This window comes from Pseudomonas sp. AC016, from assembly GCF_979253365.1.
The window spans coordinates 4,020,015-4,035,575 of record NZ_CEEDCC010000001.1 but is presented as its reverse complement, the minus strand read 5'-3'; the positions used below and the strand labels follow the sequence as shown (position 1 = coordinate 4,035,575).

Below are 15,561 nucleotides of genomic sequence, written 5' to 3'. Positions count from 1 at the left end.
AATGAGCGGTTTTTTTCGTTCTGCTGGTGCTGCGGGCCCTACTCGATCAACGTCAGCTCACCATCTGCATAACGCACTTCACGCCCCAGCCATTCAGGATCGACATGAGGCAGCACTGCCGAAGGTTTGCGCAGTTCACGCAGCAACGTGGAACCATGGGACAGACGCCCGCCCATGCGCGCAATCACCGCACGAGCGCTCTGATAATGCGCGTGACGGCCGGGGTCCAGTGTGTCCTCCAGCAGAATGTCCTCACCCAGAACGCCCTGCACCTGGCCCGGATAGATCATGAAACCTGCGGCCTGTTCGGTGCCTTCGCGGCCGTCCTGCCAGAAGCTGCCGGTGCGGGCGCGAACGTCAGGATGTGGCGCGAACCAGTGCGCCCGATCAGTCTGCGGCATGGCGTGATGCAACCGAAAAAACACGCGCATCAGGTTGTCGCGATACCACTCTCGCACCTGCAAATAGTAACCGCGCATGCCTGGCAGGCCTGCCGAGTGCGCCAGACGAATCATCTTCGGCCAAGCTGGAAATGCCTGCAAGGGAAGATCGGTCAGCGCCGGGCGCGGTGTGGCAGGATCGGTCTCCCATGGCAGCCGATGCGGACAGTGCTCCAAATCATCGTACGCCGTGGGCGGACGCCCCAACAGATCGCCGCCGCTGCTGGCCAACGCCGTGGCGATGCACAGATTGCCCTGTACGACGAAAACGTAGAAGCGGGTGAACCAGTCAGCGAGTTGCTGGCCGTCTGCATGCTGCGCGGTCAGTGAGTCGAGCTCTCGGTCGAAGCGGATCAGGCGTGTTTCCAGGGTCAGCAAATGCCCGCGTGCAATACGCTGCATGCGCAGGAACAAGGGCAACGAGCGCAACAGACGCAACGGCCGCCAGGGAAGATGCGGCGTTGCGCCGCCGACTTCATCCGCGTAGCTGCTGGAAGCGACGCCCCAATCCGCCAGTCTGGCCAGAAACAGGTCATTGTTGATGTAGGACGCTGCACCAAACAATGCAGTGAATGGCTCGTTGTCCTGAAAGATGCGTGCATCCCAGCGTCCCATGATCGCCGGAATACTGCCTGCAGCTCGTCGCTGGGCGTATTCCACGAATCGACTTGGTTGCGGCGGCAGGATTTCTGCGATGTTCGCGGCGGTCAGATGACGACGCCAGCCGTAGTCACTGATCGGCCGATACTGCAGCAGCCATAACTGCTGGCCGTCCCACGCCCATTCGACGTCGCCGGGCACATAGTGAAACACCCTCAGTACGTCCTGAAGAAAGTCCCAGAGCACGTCCTGCGTCAGACCGTGCGCCGTCACGAAGGTGTTGTCGCTCCAGGATGGGCCAAGCCGGGAAATGATCGCCCGCTGAGGCGTGGCCTGCCCGTCCGCCAACGATTCAAGATGGCCTTCGACCCATTCCAGCTCGACTGACAGGTGACGAACAAAAGCGATGCCGGACAACACCGGCGTGATGAAGCGCTGAACCACAACCTCTTCGACACCTTCAGCGTGCAATTGCGCAACGCGGGCAGGCACGTTTTGCCCGGACTCCCGCAGATAGGTGGTACTCAGCCCGGCATTCGCCGCATCGGCCTGATCTTCGCCAAAACTGGACGAACGAACCGCCCAGAGGCCTTCCGGCTGGCTGGCGAGAAACCCTGACACATCGACCTCGTCGCCCTGCACCACCGACAAGGCTGTAGGGACGGGCTGCCCGGCGCTCGCTGCCAGACGCAGGCGTCCGCCTTTGGTATGCGCGATGAATCCACGCTCGTCCGACTCCAGCCACTGCGCGAACTCGGCAGGCGAGTCAATCCACGGGTAATGCCCCCATCCCGGTTTCAGGCTGATGGTCAGGTCGGCGCGAGCCAGGATCGCAGACCAGGCCGCTGCCTGTTCGATGCCGAGCAACGCGTCCTGATCGCCCCAGACCAGTTCGACCGGATCGTCGACCCACTCGAGCAGCGGCAACGCCGTGTCCGCACGCAGTAGATCCCAATACGGCACGAATGCCCGACACCGCGCATAACCGGCGCCCATGCGCTGATAGTGCGCATCTGGCCAGGTACGCCTGGAAAACTTGTGAGCAAACAGCGCAGGTTTGTTGGACAGTAGCCAATGAATGGTCTTGCGAATCGGCATCGGCGACATCAGCGCAGGCAGACGCCGCTGCCAGAGAAACGCGCCCACCGGCGACAGCAATACGCTTCGACTGAAATGCCCGGGCTGACGCTGCAACGCATGCAGGACGAGCAAAGCGTTGACGCCGACGGCAACGATCGCGCGGCCTCTGATCGTCATGCTCAACAAAGCCTCGGCATAGGCGGCAAGGTCTCCGCAGGGCGGTTGAGGATTGTCGCCGAAACCTGGCAATTCAAGCGGCACCACCTGATAGCGCTGAAAACAGGGCACCGCGTCGTCCCACCACTCGGCACTGCTGCCGTTACCTGCCAGGAGATACAGCAGAGGACGGTCAGACATGGCGGGATTCCTTCAACGCATGGGCACGGTCATGGCGATACAGCCAGAACAGAGGCGGCAAGAGAGCCAGCAGCGCGGCCCCATCCAGCCAGACGTGCGACCAGACATCAGCCCGCAACGAAATCGCGATGTCCTGAGGTGCCCAGAGCAACAGGCCGGCCATCAGCCAACCCCAGGGCAGGTGACTTTTCAGACGATTGCCAAGGTGCACGAGCGCCAGCATGTACAGCGAATAGGTCTGCAGCGTCGCGCCGAACAGCGCCGCCCACCAGGTCTGCTGCGCCCGCGCCGCAGCAGGCGCCGCCCCGGTCCAGAATGCCTGTTCAAGTGTGAGCAGATAGCCGTCGAGCCACCCGGCAAACCCCGCCCATGTGAACACGATGGCACCCAGTACGTGCGCGAGTGCAGCGGCGTACAGCCAGGTTACGAGGATGCGTCGAAGAGGCCAGGCAGGTGATGGCATTACAGATCCTTACATCCTTGGGAGGGCCGAGTGTAGAGATTTTCGGAGTTGCTTGATACTTAGGGCATGCAGCAGCAACGATGTAGACGTTTGAGAAAGCGCATAACCGCGGGCTACGCTGTGATGACCAAAGAACGAGGCTATCGATATGCGGTGTCAGATTCGCCCCGCCACAGTCGAAGACACGGCATCTATCAGCCGTGTAGTAATCGCCGCTCTGCGCAGTTCAAACTCACAGGATTACCCGCCTGAGGTTATCGCAGAGGTCGAGCAGAGCTTTGCGCCTGAAGCCGTCAGCGCAATGCTCGACAAGCGCAAGGTTTTCGTAGCGGTGTACGACGAACAGATCATCGGTACTGCAAGCCTCGACGGTCATGTAGTCAGAAGCGTTTTTGTCGATCCTGCCTGCCACGGGCGCGGAGTCGGTCGGCAGTTGATGAGCGTCATTCACGCTACTGCCGCCAATGCTGGAATCCAGGCTTTGCGGGTGCCCTCATCGATTACCGCTGAGGCGTTCTACATCTCGCTGGGCTATCAGAAAATCCGCGACGAATTTCATGGCGCTGAGCGCACAATCGTCATGGAGAAACGACTCGAGGATCAATGAGTGTCTGCCCACTGATCGAACCCGGTTAATCCGATACGTTCAAGGCTTATGGCTCAGCTCTCGGAAGAAACGACAGACTCCTGCCCGGCTTCAGCCGCAAGCTTCGCCCGATCTGCCTTACTGACGTAGGTAGACTTCTTGCGCGGTGCGAGTTTGGCGCTGGCCTTCTTGGCGTTGGCTTTCAATAGTTGATTGATTTTTTTGCGACGATTCATGGCGACTGGCTCGGCTTGGACGGTGTGGATGATATCAGCTTGAATGACGCACTACGTCCTCCCCGCCAGAAACTGCGCCCGAACTCCCGGAAACGCTTACGACTTCTGCCGACACCACCCCACGCTCACAACCATTGAACTAATCATCAGCCCCGCTCACCTAACGTTGTGCAGATAGCTTCTGGCCACCCGCTCAGTCCGATTCTGAGCTTCCATTTACACACGAAGGTTTGATGAATCATGAAGAGTGAACAGGTAGAAGGTGTTGCAGAAAAGCTCGTCGGCAAGGCGCAGAGCGCGGTCGGGAGATTCCTGGGTGATTCGAAGCTGGAAGCCGAAGGTGCTGGCCGCCAGACCTCCGGTCAACTGACCAAGACTTACGGCGATGCGCTGGACACGGTGTCTGCGTTCGTCAAAGAGAAGCCGGTCGCAGCCTTTGCAATTGGTGCGGTAGCGGCAGTGTTGCTCAGCCGCATCCTGCGTCGCTGATTCAGCAAGAGGGAGTGTCCGCCAGGGCATTCCCTTTTTTGTTATTCCTCTCCTGCTACTCCTGATGGTTACGCCACGCGTTTACGTCAGCGCGTCTCAAGCAATCATCATCAGTCCGCACGCTCACGTCCCCTTCGGTTTGACTCGCGCAGTTGCCTCCGCCACCAGTGGATCATCCGGCCAATAGTGCTTCGGATACCTGCCCTTCAAATCCTTCTTCACTTCTGCATACGTACTGCGCCAGAAGTTGGCCAGGTCCTGCGTGACCTGAACAGGACGGCGGGCGGGTGACAGCAGGTGCAGTTTGACGACCTGTCTGCCGTTGGCGATGCGCGGGGTGTCGGCCAGGCCGAACAGTTCCTGCAAGCGCACGGCGAGGATGGGCGGGTGTTCGCTGTAGTCCAGGCGCACAGACGAGCCGGATGGCACGCTGAGGTGATGGGGAGCGAGTTCATCGAGGCGCTGCGGCAACGGCCAGGGCAGCAGGTTGCGCAGGATCGAGGACAGGTCCAGGTTGCCGAAATGGCTGAGCCGCGTGACTTTGCCCAAATACGGCTGCAGCCAGCTTTCCAGTGTGTCGAGCAGGCTGGCGTCGCACACGTCCGGCCATTCACTGGAAGGCTGTTTTTCCAGATCCAGTTGGCGCAACAAAGCGACCCGCGCCTGCCACTGACGCAGTTCCGGCGTCCACGGCAACAACTCCAGCCCCTTGCGCCGGACCAGCGCGAGCAAGGCGCGACTGCGTGTGGCTTCGTCGAGGCCGGTGAGGGGCTCACGGCTGAGGATCAATTCGCCGACCTTGCGCTGGCGTTCGGCGCGGAACACACCTTCGCGCTCGTCCCAGTCGATCTGGTCGAGCAACGTGACCTGCTCGGCCAGCACGGAATCGAACAGCGCCGGGTCGAACTCGGCAGCCAGATAGATCCGTTCTTCACGCTGCCCCTGACGACTGCCCAGATCCGCCACGACGATCCATGCCTGCTTCATCAAGGCATCGGCTTCAGCAAACAACGCTGCGCGACCATTGGCCAGACGATACTCCGCGCCACCCGGTCTACGCTGCTGGGCGACACGGTCCGGGTAGGCCAGCGCCAGCAACGCGCCGAGCCAGCGCGGGTGATCGGGATCAACGACCGGACTTTCAGCCTTGCCGCGCAGGTAGCCACGGTACTGACGCGCCAACTGTCTGGCCCGTTGCACGCCACCCTGTGCGCCACGTGCTGCGCGCTCGGTGCCCGCCAGCAAGGTCAGGCGACTGTGCAGATCGGCCCCGGCGCCACGCAGAATATCCCGCTCGCCCAACAACGCTGCGACATCACATGCCAGATCGCCAAGCCCCAGCGCATGGCCGCGCAGAAGCAAATGGGCGATGCGTGGATGAGCAGGCAACTCGGCCATCGCCTGGCCGTTGGGCGTCAGGCTGCGCGGTTGCTCTGGCTGACTGCTTAGCGCTTCCAGACGTACCAGCAGGTCTTGCGCCTGTGCATAAGCGGCCGCGGGCGGCACATCCAGCCAAACCAACTGAGCTGGCGTCACCCCCCAGCGCGCCAGTTGCAGCGCCAGTCCGGCCAGATCCGCCTGCAGAATTTCCGCCGTGCCGTAGGCCGCCAACTGATCGTGCTGCGCTTCTGACCACAGGCGATAACACACGCCCGGCTCCAGACGCCCTGCCCGTCCCGCACGCTGAGTAGCGCTGGCGCGGGAGATGCGCTGGGTTTCAAGACGCGTCATGCCGCTGCCCGGATCGAATCGCGGCACACGCGCCAATCCGGCATCGATCACCACCCGGACGCCGTCGATGGTAAGGCTGGTCTCGGCGATGTTGGTCGCCAGCACCACCTTGCGCGTGCCCTTGGGCGCAGGCTCGATAGCCGCACGCTGGGCGCTCAGGTCCAGCTCACCGTGCAAGGGACACAGCAGAATGTCGTTGCGCTCGCCCAGCGCATCGGCCAGTTGCTGATTGACTCGACGAATCTCGGCCTGCCCCGGCAGAAACACCAGCAGGCTGCCGGACTCGCTGCCCAGCGCATCGAGCACGGTCTGCACCACGCGTGGCTCGACAAACTCACCGGGCTGAAAAGGACGCCCCCACTGCATCTTCACCGGAAACATGCGCCCGTCGCTGCTCACGACCGGCGCATCGTCCAGCAACGCCGCCAGCCGCTCGCCTTCCAGCGTCGCCGACATCAGTAAAATCTTCAGCGGCTGGTCATCGCGAAACAGCTCACGGCCGTTGAGACTCAGGGCCAGTGCCAGATCGGCATCCAGACTGCGCTCGTGAAACTCATCGAATATCAACAACCCGACGCCTTCCAGCGCCGGGTCATCCTGCAGACGTCGGGTCAAAATACCTTCGGTGACCACTTCGATGCGGGTTTTAGGGCCGATCTTGCTTTCCAGCCGGATGCGATAGCCCACGGTCTCGCCCACCTTCTCCCCCAGCTCGCTCGCCAGACGCTCGGCGGCGGCACGCGCAGCCAGACGCCTCGGTTCCAGCATCAGGATCGTCTGCCCGGCCAACCAGGTTTCCTCCAGTAGCCCGAGCGGCACACGCGTGGTCTTGCCTGCACCCGGCGGCGCTTCGAGCACGGCCTCGTGACGGGTGGACAGCGCCTGACGCAAGGCGGGAAGGACAGCATCGATAGGCAGGGAAATCATGGCAGCTCCAGAACAGGCGGCTGATTATACGGGTGTGGGGGGCGCTTCACATGATGATCGAGTACGTGGTCCAGCCCCATCCAGGAACAGGAAGTGCGACATACGTGCGAATGAATACAGGAGGGTCGAGAGGCAACATGACACTTGAAATGCTGGAGGTTCAGGATTCTCAAACGCCAGAAACAAGAAGGCCCCGCATGCGGGGCCATAACTCAACCTGATCTCGTCACCGCTTCTGTATCGCGGGAGTGGAGTTGCCAGGGCAGCGAGGTGAATTTATCACATTAGAGAGTCACGTCAACTCTCAAGTTATCAGCCGAACCTCATGGCATGAATGATTCCCTGCAGTAAAAAGATTCGCACATAAAAAAGTAACTTTTCTTACAACTAACAATTCCGAATCCGAAACATAACTAGACTGCTTAACCTTCCTCTCACATAAAGTAACGCAATGCTACATATATCCCCCACCCAACAAGCTCTCTCTGCCTAGAATTTCCACCTGGAGGCTGCCCCGTCGCCCACTGGACATCCAGGAGTTACATGTCGCTATGGTTTGGAAAACACTTGAAGCAAAGCTGTCGACCCCCAGAATGCACCGTTATCTTGAATGCAATAAAGGCAAGCATGACCGCGCAGCGGAGGCCTACGTGCATAACATGAGAACCGCCGAAGCCTTCGTCACTATTTTTCATGTGCTGGAGGTAGCCCTGCGAAATGGTATTCAAAAGGAACTGACAGTGGAGTACGGCCGTAGAGACTGGTATGAAGAGTGGGACAATACCGGAAATCATAATTTTCAAAGATTATATGACAGAGTTTTTGATGCGCAGAAGGATGTACTCAGGCGAAAAGCAAACGCGACCCCTGACAATATAGTGGCAGAACTCAGTTTTGGTTTTTGGACGTCCCTTTTCAACAGAGCAACTATCGTCAGCCTCTCAAAGCCGTTGATGAAGGTATTCTATTACTGCCCTGCAAACATGCGAAAACCTGACAATATCCGAGCGGTGCTGAACAAAGCGCGTGACCTGCGTAATCGCTGTTTCCATCATGAGCCGCTTTTATGGCAGCCTCTCCATGAGCTGCATAGAGATCTTTCGCAAGCTGTCAAATGGATAGACCCTAGCCTTCATGACTGGATTCAGGATCATGACCGGGTACCTGTCATTCTGGGTGACTGGGCGAAATGGCAGGACGCCTGAAAGGTCGGTACGCCATAAACTGCTGTCGCATAGAGGTGATCGACCCAAGGTAACGTTCCACCCACCAGAACCACCCCACCACTCAATAGTCTTAGCCTTGCAGCCTTTGCCTTGTATAGTTGCCCTCTTCATCTCAGGAGCTTTCCATGCGCATTCCTTCCCGTTTGATTGGTGGCGTTGTGGTCGCCACGTTGCTGACCCAGCTGACTGCCTGCGGCAGTATTTTCTACCCTGACCGTCGTGGTCAGATTGATGGCAAGGTCGATCCGGCCATTGCGGCGCTGGATGCGTTCGGGCTGCTGTTCTATATCATTCCCGGCGTGATCGCCTTTGCGGTGGACTTCGCAACCGGTGCGATTTACTACGGGCCGGGCGAGCATGCGCAGATCGATCCGCAGAAGCTGCAACCGGCGATCAAGGCCGATGGCAGTGTGGACAACATCAAGCTGCAGGCCATCCTCGAAACCGAGCTGGGCCGCTCGCTGCCGTTGAACGACCCGCGCCTGATTCAGCACAAGGGCAGCGTCGAGCAATTGGCTTCGCTAGGGCTGATCCCGGCTGCGTAATCTTTTTTCAGGTTTGAAGGACGCGTCATGAGCACCAGTGCCGAACACAGCAGACTGTTGCGTCTCGCAACGCGGGCTTCACTTGGGGTGGCGATCACGCTGATCCTGGCCAAGAGCGTGGCGTGGTGGATCAGCGGGTCGGTCAGTCTGCTGGCAGGTCTGACCGACTCGCTGCTCGACGGTGCCGCGTCCTTCCTCAATCTGCTGGCCGTGCATTACGCCTTGCGTCCGGCCGATGACGATCACCGTTATGGTCACGGCAAAGCGGAAGCGCTGTCGGGCATGGCGCAGGCGCTGTTTATCGGGGTCAGCGGCGTGTTGATCGCCTTTCAGGCGGTGCAGCGTATTCAGAACCCGGAGCCGCTGGGAGCGCCGTTGCTGGGCATGATCGTGATGGTGGTGTCCATTGCGCTGACGCTGGCACTGCTGACCCTGCAAAGCCGGGTGATCAAGGCGACCGGGTCTGCCGCGATACGGGCTGACTCCCTGCACTACCGTTCGGACTTGCTGCTCAACGCCAGTATCTTGCTGGCGCTGACGCTGGCGTACTTCGGCTGGCAGCAACTGGATGCGTACTTCGGGCTAGGGATCGCGCTGTACATTCTGTGGAGCGCTTTTCAGATCGCCAGGGAAACCGTTTCCGTGCTGATGGACGAGGAACTGCCCAGCGATGTCAGCACGCACATGCTGGAACTGGCGTGCGGCGTGCCGGGGGTGTTGGGCGCGCATGATCTGCGCACAAGGATTTCCGGCAATCACTGGTTTGTGCAGTTGCACCTTGAGCTACCGGGCGCGCTGACGCTGTCCGTTGCCCATGCGCTGTGCGATCAGGTCGCCGACGCCATCCACGCGCAATACCCGAAGGCCGAAGTGCTGGTGCACGCCGACCCTCAGGAAGTGGTGAAGCAGGCTCGCGCCTGATCAGCTTTAATTGACGCTGTAGCCGCGACCTGCCAGGCAGGCGCCCATCGAGCGCCGGTACAGGTCAACGACTTCAGCCTGGGGCTGGGAAGTGATGTTGGCCGGATCGAAGCCGCTTTGTTCCACGGCCCAGCGGTAGCATTGGTAGCGATCCAGTTCGACCTGCTGCTGGCTCTGGCCGTTTTGGGGATAGGCGACGGGATCGTAGCCGTTACCCTGTTGCTGCACCGGCTGTGAATACACCGTCTCGTTCTGCGGCGGATTGACCACCACATACTCCTGACTGTCCGACTGGTACGTGTAATACGTGCCTGCCGCCAGAAACAGCAGGCTGCTGCCAATCCACACTTCCTGCGAATACGACGGCAGACTGCGAACACGTGCGCCGTAGGGCGGGTTCACAACCACGTAGCGCGGGCCTTGCGGCCGATACCAGTAACCCTCGGAATAGTAGTAGTCCTGCCCGCGATAAGGGACACGCGAATAGCCGTGCGGCACGCTGTCGATGGCGTAACCCGGACGATAACGCGGTCCAGGCCCCCAGCCGTTGCCGTGCCCGTCAGGACGCCCGTTCCAGCGCTCATCAGGCCTGCCGTTGCCAGCCGACCAGTTACGGTTATTGCCACGCGGAATGTCCTGATAGTAACCCTCACGCGGCTGCTGGGTTTGCCAGGCTTCACGCGGGCCACTCTGGATCGGCAGATTGCCCTGACTCTGTCTCAACTGCTGTTGCTGCTGGCGCTGTTGATTCTGCTGTTCCTGAATCTGGCGCTGCTGTTCACGCTGCTGCTGGTTGATCTGCTGTTGCTGCTGACGCTCCACATTGCGCTGCTGGAGCTCCTGCCGCTGAATCTGTTGTTGCTGCTGACGTTCGACCTGACGCTGCTGGTTCTGCTGCTCCTGAATCTGACGCTGCTGCATGTTCTGTTGCTGATAGATCTGTTGCTGTTGCTGGCGCTCGACGTTGCGCTGCTGGTTCTGTTGCTGCTGCATCTGACGCTGCTGATTTTCCTGCTGCTGAAAACGCTGCTGATTCTGCTGTTGCTGCTGTCGCTGAGGTCCACCGTCGATGGCATTGCCTCGTGAATCATCACGCTCGTCGGCCAACGCATGGGCACTGATGCTCAGGCATAACAGACTCAAACCCGCGAACTGCCAGATGCCAGATTTCATGCTTTCCTCACTAGAGCGCGGATGGACGTTATTGAGACGGTGATAGCGATGCGCCGTTCTATGCACTTTATCAGGACGCAAAGAAAAGGGGACCAATTGGCCCCCTTGGGATACTTCGTCCTGGCGCGACGCTTGTGGCATCGGCTCACTTCACACCGTCTTGTGGACAGTCTGTAGCCCGGGGGCCTGGCACACCCGGTTGGGTGGGAGGCCGCGACTGGCCTGATTCGGCGGGTCGCGCTGGACGCTGTGTCCGGGCAGTGATTCTGGTTAAAAGAATAGGCCTGCGGCGTTGGCAGAGGATTGCTAATGTTGCTTGATAAAACATCACTTGCGCAATTTTTGACTTCAGATGAATAATCCTGCGCAATCCAAATCATAAAGGGGTAGATCGTGAGCAAGCTCGACAGATATGACTTGAGCATTTTGGCCGAATTGCAAAAGGACGCGCGCATCTCAAACCAGGAATTGGCGGAACGCATTGGTCTGTCGCCGTCGCCGTGCTCGCGCCGGGTCAAACAACTGGAAGATGATGGTTACATCGTGCGACAGGTGGCCTTGCTGGACCGCAAGAAACTGGGCCTGAATCTGACCGCGTATGTGCTGATCGGCATGGACCGCCACACGCCGGAGCGTTTCGAGAACTTCGAGCAGCAGATTCGCAACCTGCCTCAGGTGCTGGAATGCAGTCTGGTGACCGGGATGGAAGCCGACTATCAGCTGAAAGTCGTGGTGCCTGATATGGACCATTACCAGAAACTGCTGCTGGGGCACCTGACCCGTATCGAAGGCGTGACCAGCGTGCGGTCGAGCTTTGTGCTCAATCAGGTCCTGGCCAGCACCGAAATGCCGCTGGTTCATCTGCGCAACTGATAAAGGGCGTGATAACAGCGTTACAGCCTGGCGGGCACCTCGCGATACTCACCCTGATCGAGCCCGTCGAGCGTCCAGTCGCCGATCCTGACGCGCACCAGCCTCAGCGTCGGCAGGCCAACGGCAGCGGTCATGCGCCGTACCTGTCGATTGCGGCCTTCCCTGATGACCAGTTCCAGCCAGTGTGTCGGCACGCTTTTGCGAAAGCGGACCGGCGGATTACGCGGCCACAGGGCAGGCTCTTCAATCTGTCGGGCTTCGGCGGGCAAGGTCGGGCCGTCATTGAGCTGCACACCCTCACGCAGTTGCTGCAACTGTTCTTCGCTCGGTTCGCCCTCGACCTGCACCCAATAGGTCTTAGCCAGCTTGTGCTTCGGATCGGCGATACGCGCCTGCAATTGCCCGTCGTTGGTCAGCAGCAACAGGCCTTCGCTGTCGCGATCCAGTCGGCCTGCCGGGTAAATGCCCGGGATTTTGATGAAATCCTTGAGCGTCGCCCGGCCCTGCTCGTCGTTGAACTGGGTCAACACGTCGAACGGCTTGTTGAACAGAATCAGCTTTGGCTCGGCGGGTGGCGCCTTGGCGACTCGCCGGGGAGCGCCTGATGGACTGGTTTGAGGACGGCGGGAGGCAGGACGCTGGATGCGGGACATGGGAATTCGGCAATCGGAAAACAGAAAGGGCCACTTTAGTGGCCCTTTCTGCAAATACCAACCGCAATCAACGGAACGGCGGTTCGTCGAAGCTGCGCAGTTTGCGCGAGTGCAGCGAATTGAGCTCGGTGCGCAGCAGGTCCAGCGCTGCAATGCCGATCTTCAGATGCTGGCTGACTGCGCGTTCATAGAACGCGTTGGCCGAGCCCGGCAGCTTGATTTCGCTGTGCAACGGCTTGTCGGATACGCACAGCAACGTGCCATAGGGCACCCGCAGACGATAACCCTGCGCGGCGATGGTGCCGCTTTCCATGTCCACGGCCACAGCGCGGGACAGGTTGATCAGCGGACGCTCCTGCGCCCAGCGCAGTTCCCAATTGCGGTCGTCGTAGGTCAGCACAGTGCCGGTACGCAGGCGCTTCTTGAGTTCTTCGCCACGCTCGCCAGTGATTTGCGCAGCCGATTCCTGCAGGGCCAGTTGCACCTCGGCCAGGGCCGGAATCGGGATATGTGGCGGCAGTACACGGTCCAGAATACCGTCGCGACGCATGTAGGCGTGGGCCAGCACGTAGTCGCCGATGGTCTGCGACTGCCGCAGGCCGCCGCAGTGGCCGATCATCAGCCAGCAATGCGGACGCAATACCGCCAGGTGGTCGGTGATGTTCTTGGCGTTGGACGGGCCGACACCAATGTTGACCAGCGTCACGCCGTGACCGTCTTCGGCGATCAGGTGATAGGCAGGCATCTGGTAGCGGTGCCAGACCACGCTGGCGACGATGGCCTGGGCTTCGTCCTGGCTCATGCTCTTGTCGACAATGACGTTGCCAGGCAGAACCATGCGCACGAAGCGCGGATCTTCACGCAGTTTTTCCAGGCCATGCAGGATGAACTGGTCGACGTAGCGGTGATAGTTGGTGAGCAGAATCCACGGCTGCACATGGCGCCAGTCGCTGCCGGTGTAATGCACCAGACGACGCAACGAGAAGTCCACGCGGGCAGCATCGAACAGCGCCAGTGGCAGCGGATCGACATTCGCCCAGTCGTAGAGGCCGTCGGCAATGCCATCGGTCGCGGCCGACAGGTCGGTACTCGGGAACACTCGCGCCAGTGCTGCGGCGGTCACGCCGGAGCCAGCCAGCTCATCGCCCTGCTCCACCACGTACGGGTACGGAATGTTCTGCTCGCTCATGCCGACTTCGACCGTGACGGTGAAGTCGCTCATCAGCGGGCCGAGTTGCTCCAGCAAGTATTTGCGAAACGCCTTGGGCTGCGTGACGGTAACGCTGTAAGTGCCGGGCAGCTGGACCTTGGCGTAAGCGCGAGTGGTCAACGGCACTTCGCCGTGGCACTGGTAGTTGAGGCGCAATTCAGGGTAGCGGAACTGCGCTCGTTCTTCGGCGCTGGGTTCGACGCGGTCTTTCAGGTAACGCTTGAGCGCCTGGCTCAGCGCGCTGGTCGCACGCTCGTGCAGTTCAGCGAGACGCTCGACAGCTTGCTCGGCAGTGTCTACAACAACAAAGGCTTGGGTCACGTTTCATGTCCTGTCTGAACTTGCAGACCTGCATCCTAACGGGTTCGCGTGCTCATGCCACCTGCGGCGACGCTCTGGACACCAATGTTTCGACATCCACCCCTCGCGGCAATGCGCCATACACCCGCCCGCCAGCCGCTATTCGACCGGCGATAAATCCGTCGCTGACGGCCGCGTTACCCGCCTCAAGCAACAGTTTGGCCTGCAGGGCGACGGCGATGTCTTCGGTCAGTTGCCGGGCGCGGTACTGGATATCGCTCAAATCGGTAAAAGCGTCTTTCAGCGTGGCGATGTGCGCGGCCAGACGTCGATCGCCATGTCCGTCACCCAGCTCGTCAAACAAGGCATCGAGCACACCCGGCTCCTTCGACAGCGCCCTCAACACATCCAGGCACTGCACGTTGCCGGAGCCCTCCCAGGTCGAGTTGACCGGCGCTTCCCGGTACAGACGCGGCAGAATGCTGTCTTCGACGTAGCCCGCACCGCCGAGGCATTCAGCGGCTTCGTTGATCATCGCCGGGGCTCGCTTGCAGATCCAGTACTTGCCAACCGCCGTCACCAGCCGCACGAAGCGCGCTTCATGGGATTCATCCAGATGATCCAGCGCGCGGCCCATGCGCAGGGTCAGGGCCAGCGCCGCTTCGCTTTCCAGCGCCAGATCGGCCAGCACGTTCTGCATCAGTGGCTGCTCGGCCAGCAACCGGCCACTGACCGAACGGTGTGCGCAGTGATGGGTGGCCTGAGTGAGCGCCTGTCGCATCAGCGCGCTGGAGCCGATCATGCAGTCGAAGCGGGTCATGGCGACCATTTCAATGATGGTCGCGACACCGCGTCCTTCTTCGCCGATCATCCAGGCCAGCGCGCCTCGAAACTCTACCTCGCAGGAAGCGTTGGACCAGTTGCCCAGCTTGTTTTTCAGGCGCTGGATATAGAATTCGTTACGTGTGTCGTCCGGCCGGTGACGCGGCAGCAGGAAACAGCTCAGTCCTTTGTCGGTCTGTGCCAGGGTCAGGAAGGCATCGCACATCGGTGCCGAGCAGAACCATTTATGCCCGACCAGTTCGTACACCTGCCCCGGCCCGCCCGCACCGACTGGCCAAGCCCGTGTGGTATTGCTGCGCACGTCAGTGCCGCCCTGCTTCTCGGTCATGGCCATGCCGATGGTCGCCCCGGGCTTGTGGGCAATGCCGAGGTTGCGCGAATCGTACTGGGTGGAAAGCACCTTGGGCAGCCAGATCTCGGCCAGATCCGGTTGCAGGCGCAAGGCCGGAACGCTGGCAAAGGTCATCGTCAGCGGGCAACCGCTGCCAGGATCGGCCTGAGTGTGCAGATAGCTCATCGCCGCTCGCGCGACATGCGCACCGGGCTGCGGATCGGTCCAGGGCAAAGAAGGGATGCCATGTTCGATCGCGGTGTTCATCAACTGGTGGTAGGCCGGATGAAATTCGATCAGGTCGATGCGATGGCCGTAGCGGTCGTGACTGGCGAACACCGGCTTGTTCTGGTTGGCGAGAAAACCGGCTTCCATCAGCGGCCCACCTGCCAGCGCGCCGTACGCATCGATGCGCGACTCGGCCCAGCCTGCGCCGTAGCGCTTGCTCCACTGTTGCAGCGGCAGATCGATTCTGTAGAGATTCGCACCGTCGAGCGGCGGTGGTTGATTGGTGACTTCGTGGGTTTCGGCGAATTGATTCAGGTTCATGAGTCATGTTCTCCCTGCGTGTTTCATG

General features: G+C 60.4%; 14 protein-coding genes and 1 pseudogene. 7 read left to right on the top strand and 8 right to left on the bottom strand.

What is annotated here, in order from left to right; translation table 11 throughout:
* Positions 1-38: 38 nt before the first annotated feature.
* The gene (locus AC0IXS_RS18160) at positions 39-2,477 is read right to left on the bottom strand and encodes an alpha/beta hydrolase (protein WP_471825352.1); all 2,439 of its coding nucleotides are present in this window, start codon (positions 2,475-2,477) and stop codon (positions 39-41) included.
* Positions 2,470-2,940 (bottom strand): cell division protein, encoded by a 471-nt coding sequence (locus tag AC0IXS_RS18155; protein ID WP_471825350.1) that lies wholly within the window; start codon positions 2,938-2,940, stop codon positions 2,470-2,472. The genes AC0IXS_RS18160 and AC0IXS_RS18155 overlap by 8 nt, the downstream gene beginning before the upstream one ends.
* Before the next feature lie 148 nt (positions 2,941-3,088).
* Between AC0IXS_RS18155 and AC0IXS_RS18150 the strand changes: the two genes are divergently transcribed.
* On the top strand, positions 3,089-3,547 hold the full coding sequence (locus tag AC0IXS_RS18150) for a GNAT family N-acetyltransferase (RefSeq protein WP_471825348.1): 459 nt from the start codon (positions 3,089-3,091) through the stop codon (positions 3,545-3,547).
* Between the two features lie 53 nt (positions 3,548-3,600).
* Here AC0IXS_RS18150 and AC0IXS_RS18145 read toward each other — a convergent pair whose 3' ends face one another.
* The gene (locus AC0IXS_RS18145; protein ID WP_004885007.1) at positions 3,601-3,762 is read right to left on the bottom strand and encodes a DUF2986 domain-containing protein; all 162 of its coding nucleotides are present in this window, start codon (positions 3,760-3,762) and stop codon (positions 3,601-3,603) included.
* A gap of 240 nt (positions 3,763-4,002) precedes the next feature.
* On the opposite strand from AC0IXS_RS18145, the gene AC0IXS_RS18140 reads away from it, so the two are divergent.
* Entirely contained in the window at positions 4,003-4,251 is a 249-nt protein-coding gene (locus tag AC0IXS_RS18140) for a CsbD family protein (RefSeq protein ID WP_471825346.1), read from the top strand.
* 123 nt (positions 4,252-4,374) lie between these two features.
* Here the strand turns inward: AC0IXS_RS18140 and hrpB are convergent, their stop codons facing one another.
* Positions 4,375-6,909 carry an ATP-dependent helicase HrpB gene (gene hrpB / locus AC0IXS_RS18135; protein WP_471825344.1) on the bottom strand — a complete coding sequence of 845 codons (2,535 nt, stop codon included), beginning with the start codon at positions 6,907-6,909 and terminating at the stop codon, positions 4,375-4,377.
* 551 nt (positions 6,910-7,460) lie between these two features.
* On the opposite strand from hrpB, the gene AC0IXS_RS18130 reads away from it, so the two are divergent.
* The 3 genes from AC0IXS_RS18130 to AC0IXS_RS18120 all read left to right on the top strand — a co-directional run bounded on the left by AC0IXS_RS18130 (position 7,461) and on the right by AC0IXS_RS18120 (position 9,601).
* Positions 7,461-8,114 (top strand): Abi family protein, encoded by a 654-nt coding sequence (locus tag AC0IXS_RS18130; protein ID WP_032632719.1) that lies wholly within the window; start codon positions 7,461-7,463, stop codon positions 8,112-8,114.
* Between the two features lie 146 nt (positions 8,115-8,260).
* Positions 8,261-8,680, top strand: coding sequence for a hypothetical protein (locus AC0IXS_RS18125; protein WP_004885029.1), 420 nt, complete (start codon positions 8,261-8,263; stop codon positions 8,678-8,680).
* A 27-nt stretch (positions 8,681-8,707) separates the two neighbouring features.
* Complete coding sequence (locus AC0IXS_RS18120; RefSeq protein WP_004885031.1) at positions 8,708-9,601, top strand: cation diffusion facilitator family transporter; 894 nt, start codon at positions 8,708-8,710, stop codon at positions 9,599-9,601.
* Positions 9,602-9,607: 6 nt separating this feature from the next.
* Here AC0IXS_RS18120 and AC0IXS_RS18115 read toward each other — a convergent pair whose 3' ends face one another.
* Complete coding sequence (locus AC0IXS_RS18115; protein ID WP_057411165.1) at positions 9,608-10,324, bottom strand: DUF6515 family protein; 717 nt, start codon at positions 10,322-10,324, stop codon at positions 9,608-9,610.
* Here AC0IXS_RS18115 and AC0IXS_RS18110 point away from each other — a divergent pair.
* Positions 10,325-10,816 (top strand): annotated as a pseudogene (locus AC0IXS_RS18110) (hypothetical protein); the annotation flags it as partial.
* Between the two features lie 351 nt (positions 10,817-11,167).
* The gene (locus tag AC0IXS_RS18105; protein ID WP_004885037.1) at positions 11,168-11,647 is read left to right on the top strand and encodes an Lrp/AsnC family transcriptional regulator; all 480 of its coding nucleotides are present in this window, start codon (positions 11,168-11,170) and stop codon (positions 11,645-11,647) included.
* Positions 11,648-11,667: 20 nt separating this feature from the next.
* Here the strand turns inward: AC0IXS_RS18105 and AC0IXS_RS18100 are convergent, their stop codons facing one another.
* From AC0IXS_RS18100 to AC0IXS_RS18090, 3 genes are all read right to left on the bottom strand, one after another.
* A complete protein-coding gene (locus tag AC0IXS_RS18100) occupies positions 11,668-12,300 on the bottom strand; it encodes a pseudouridine synthase (protein WP_122420956.1) in 633 nt (210 codons plus the stop codon).
* A gap of 67 nt (positions 12,301-12,367) precedes the next feature.
* Positions 12,368-13,831, bottom strand: a complete 1,464-nt coding sequence (amn, locus tag AC0IXS_RS18095) for an AMP nucleosidase (RefSeq protein ID WP_004885040.1) — start codon at positions 13,829-13,831, stop codon at positions 12,368-12,370.
* Between the two features lie 52 nt (positions 13,832-13,883).
* Complete coding sequence (locus AC0IXS_RS18090; RefSeq protein WP_449121848.1) at positions 13,884-15,533, bottom strand: acyl-CoA dehydrogenase family protein; 1,650 nt, start codon at positions 15,531-15,533, stop codon at positions 13,884-13,886.
* Between the last annotated feature and the right edge of the window lie 28 nt (positions 15,534-15,561).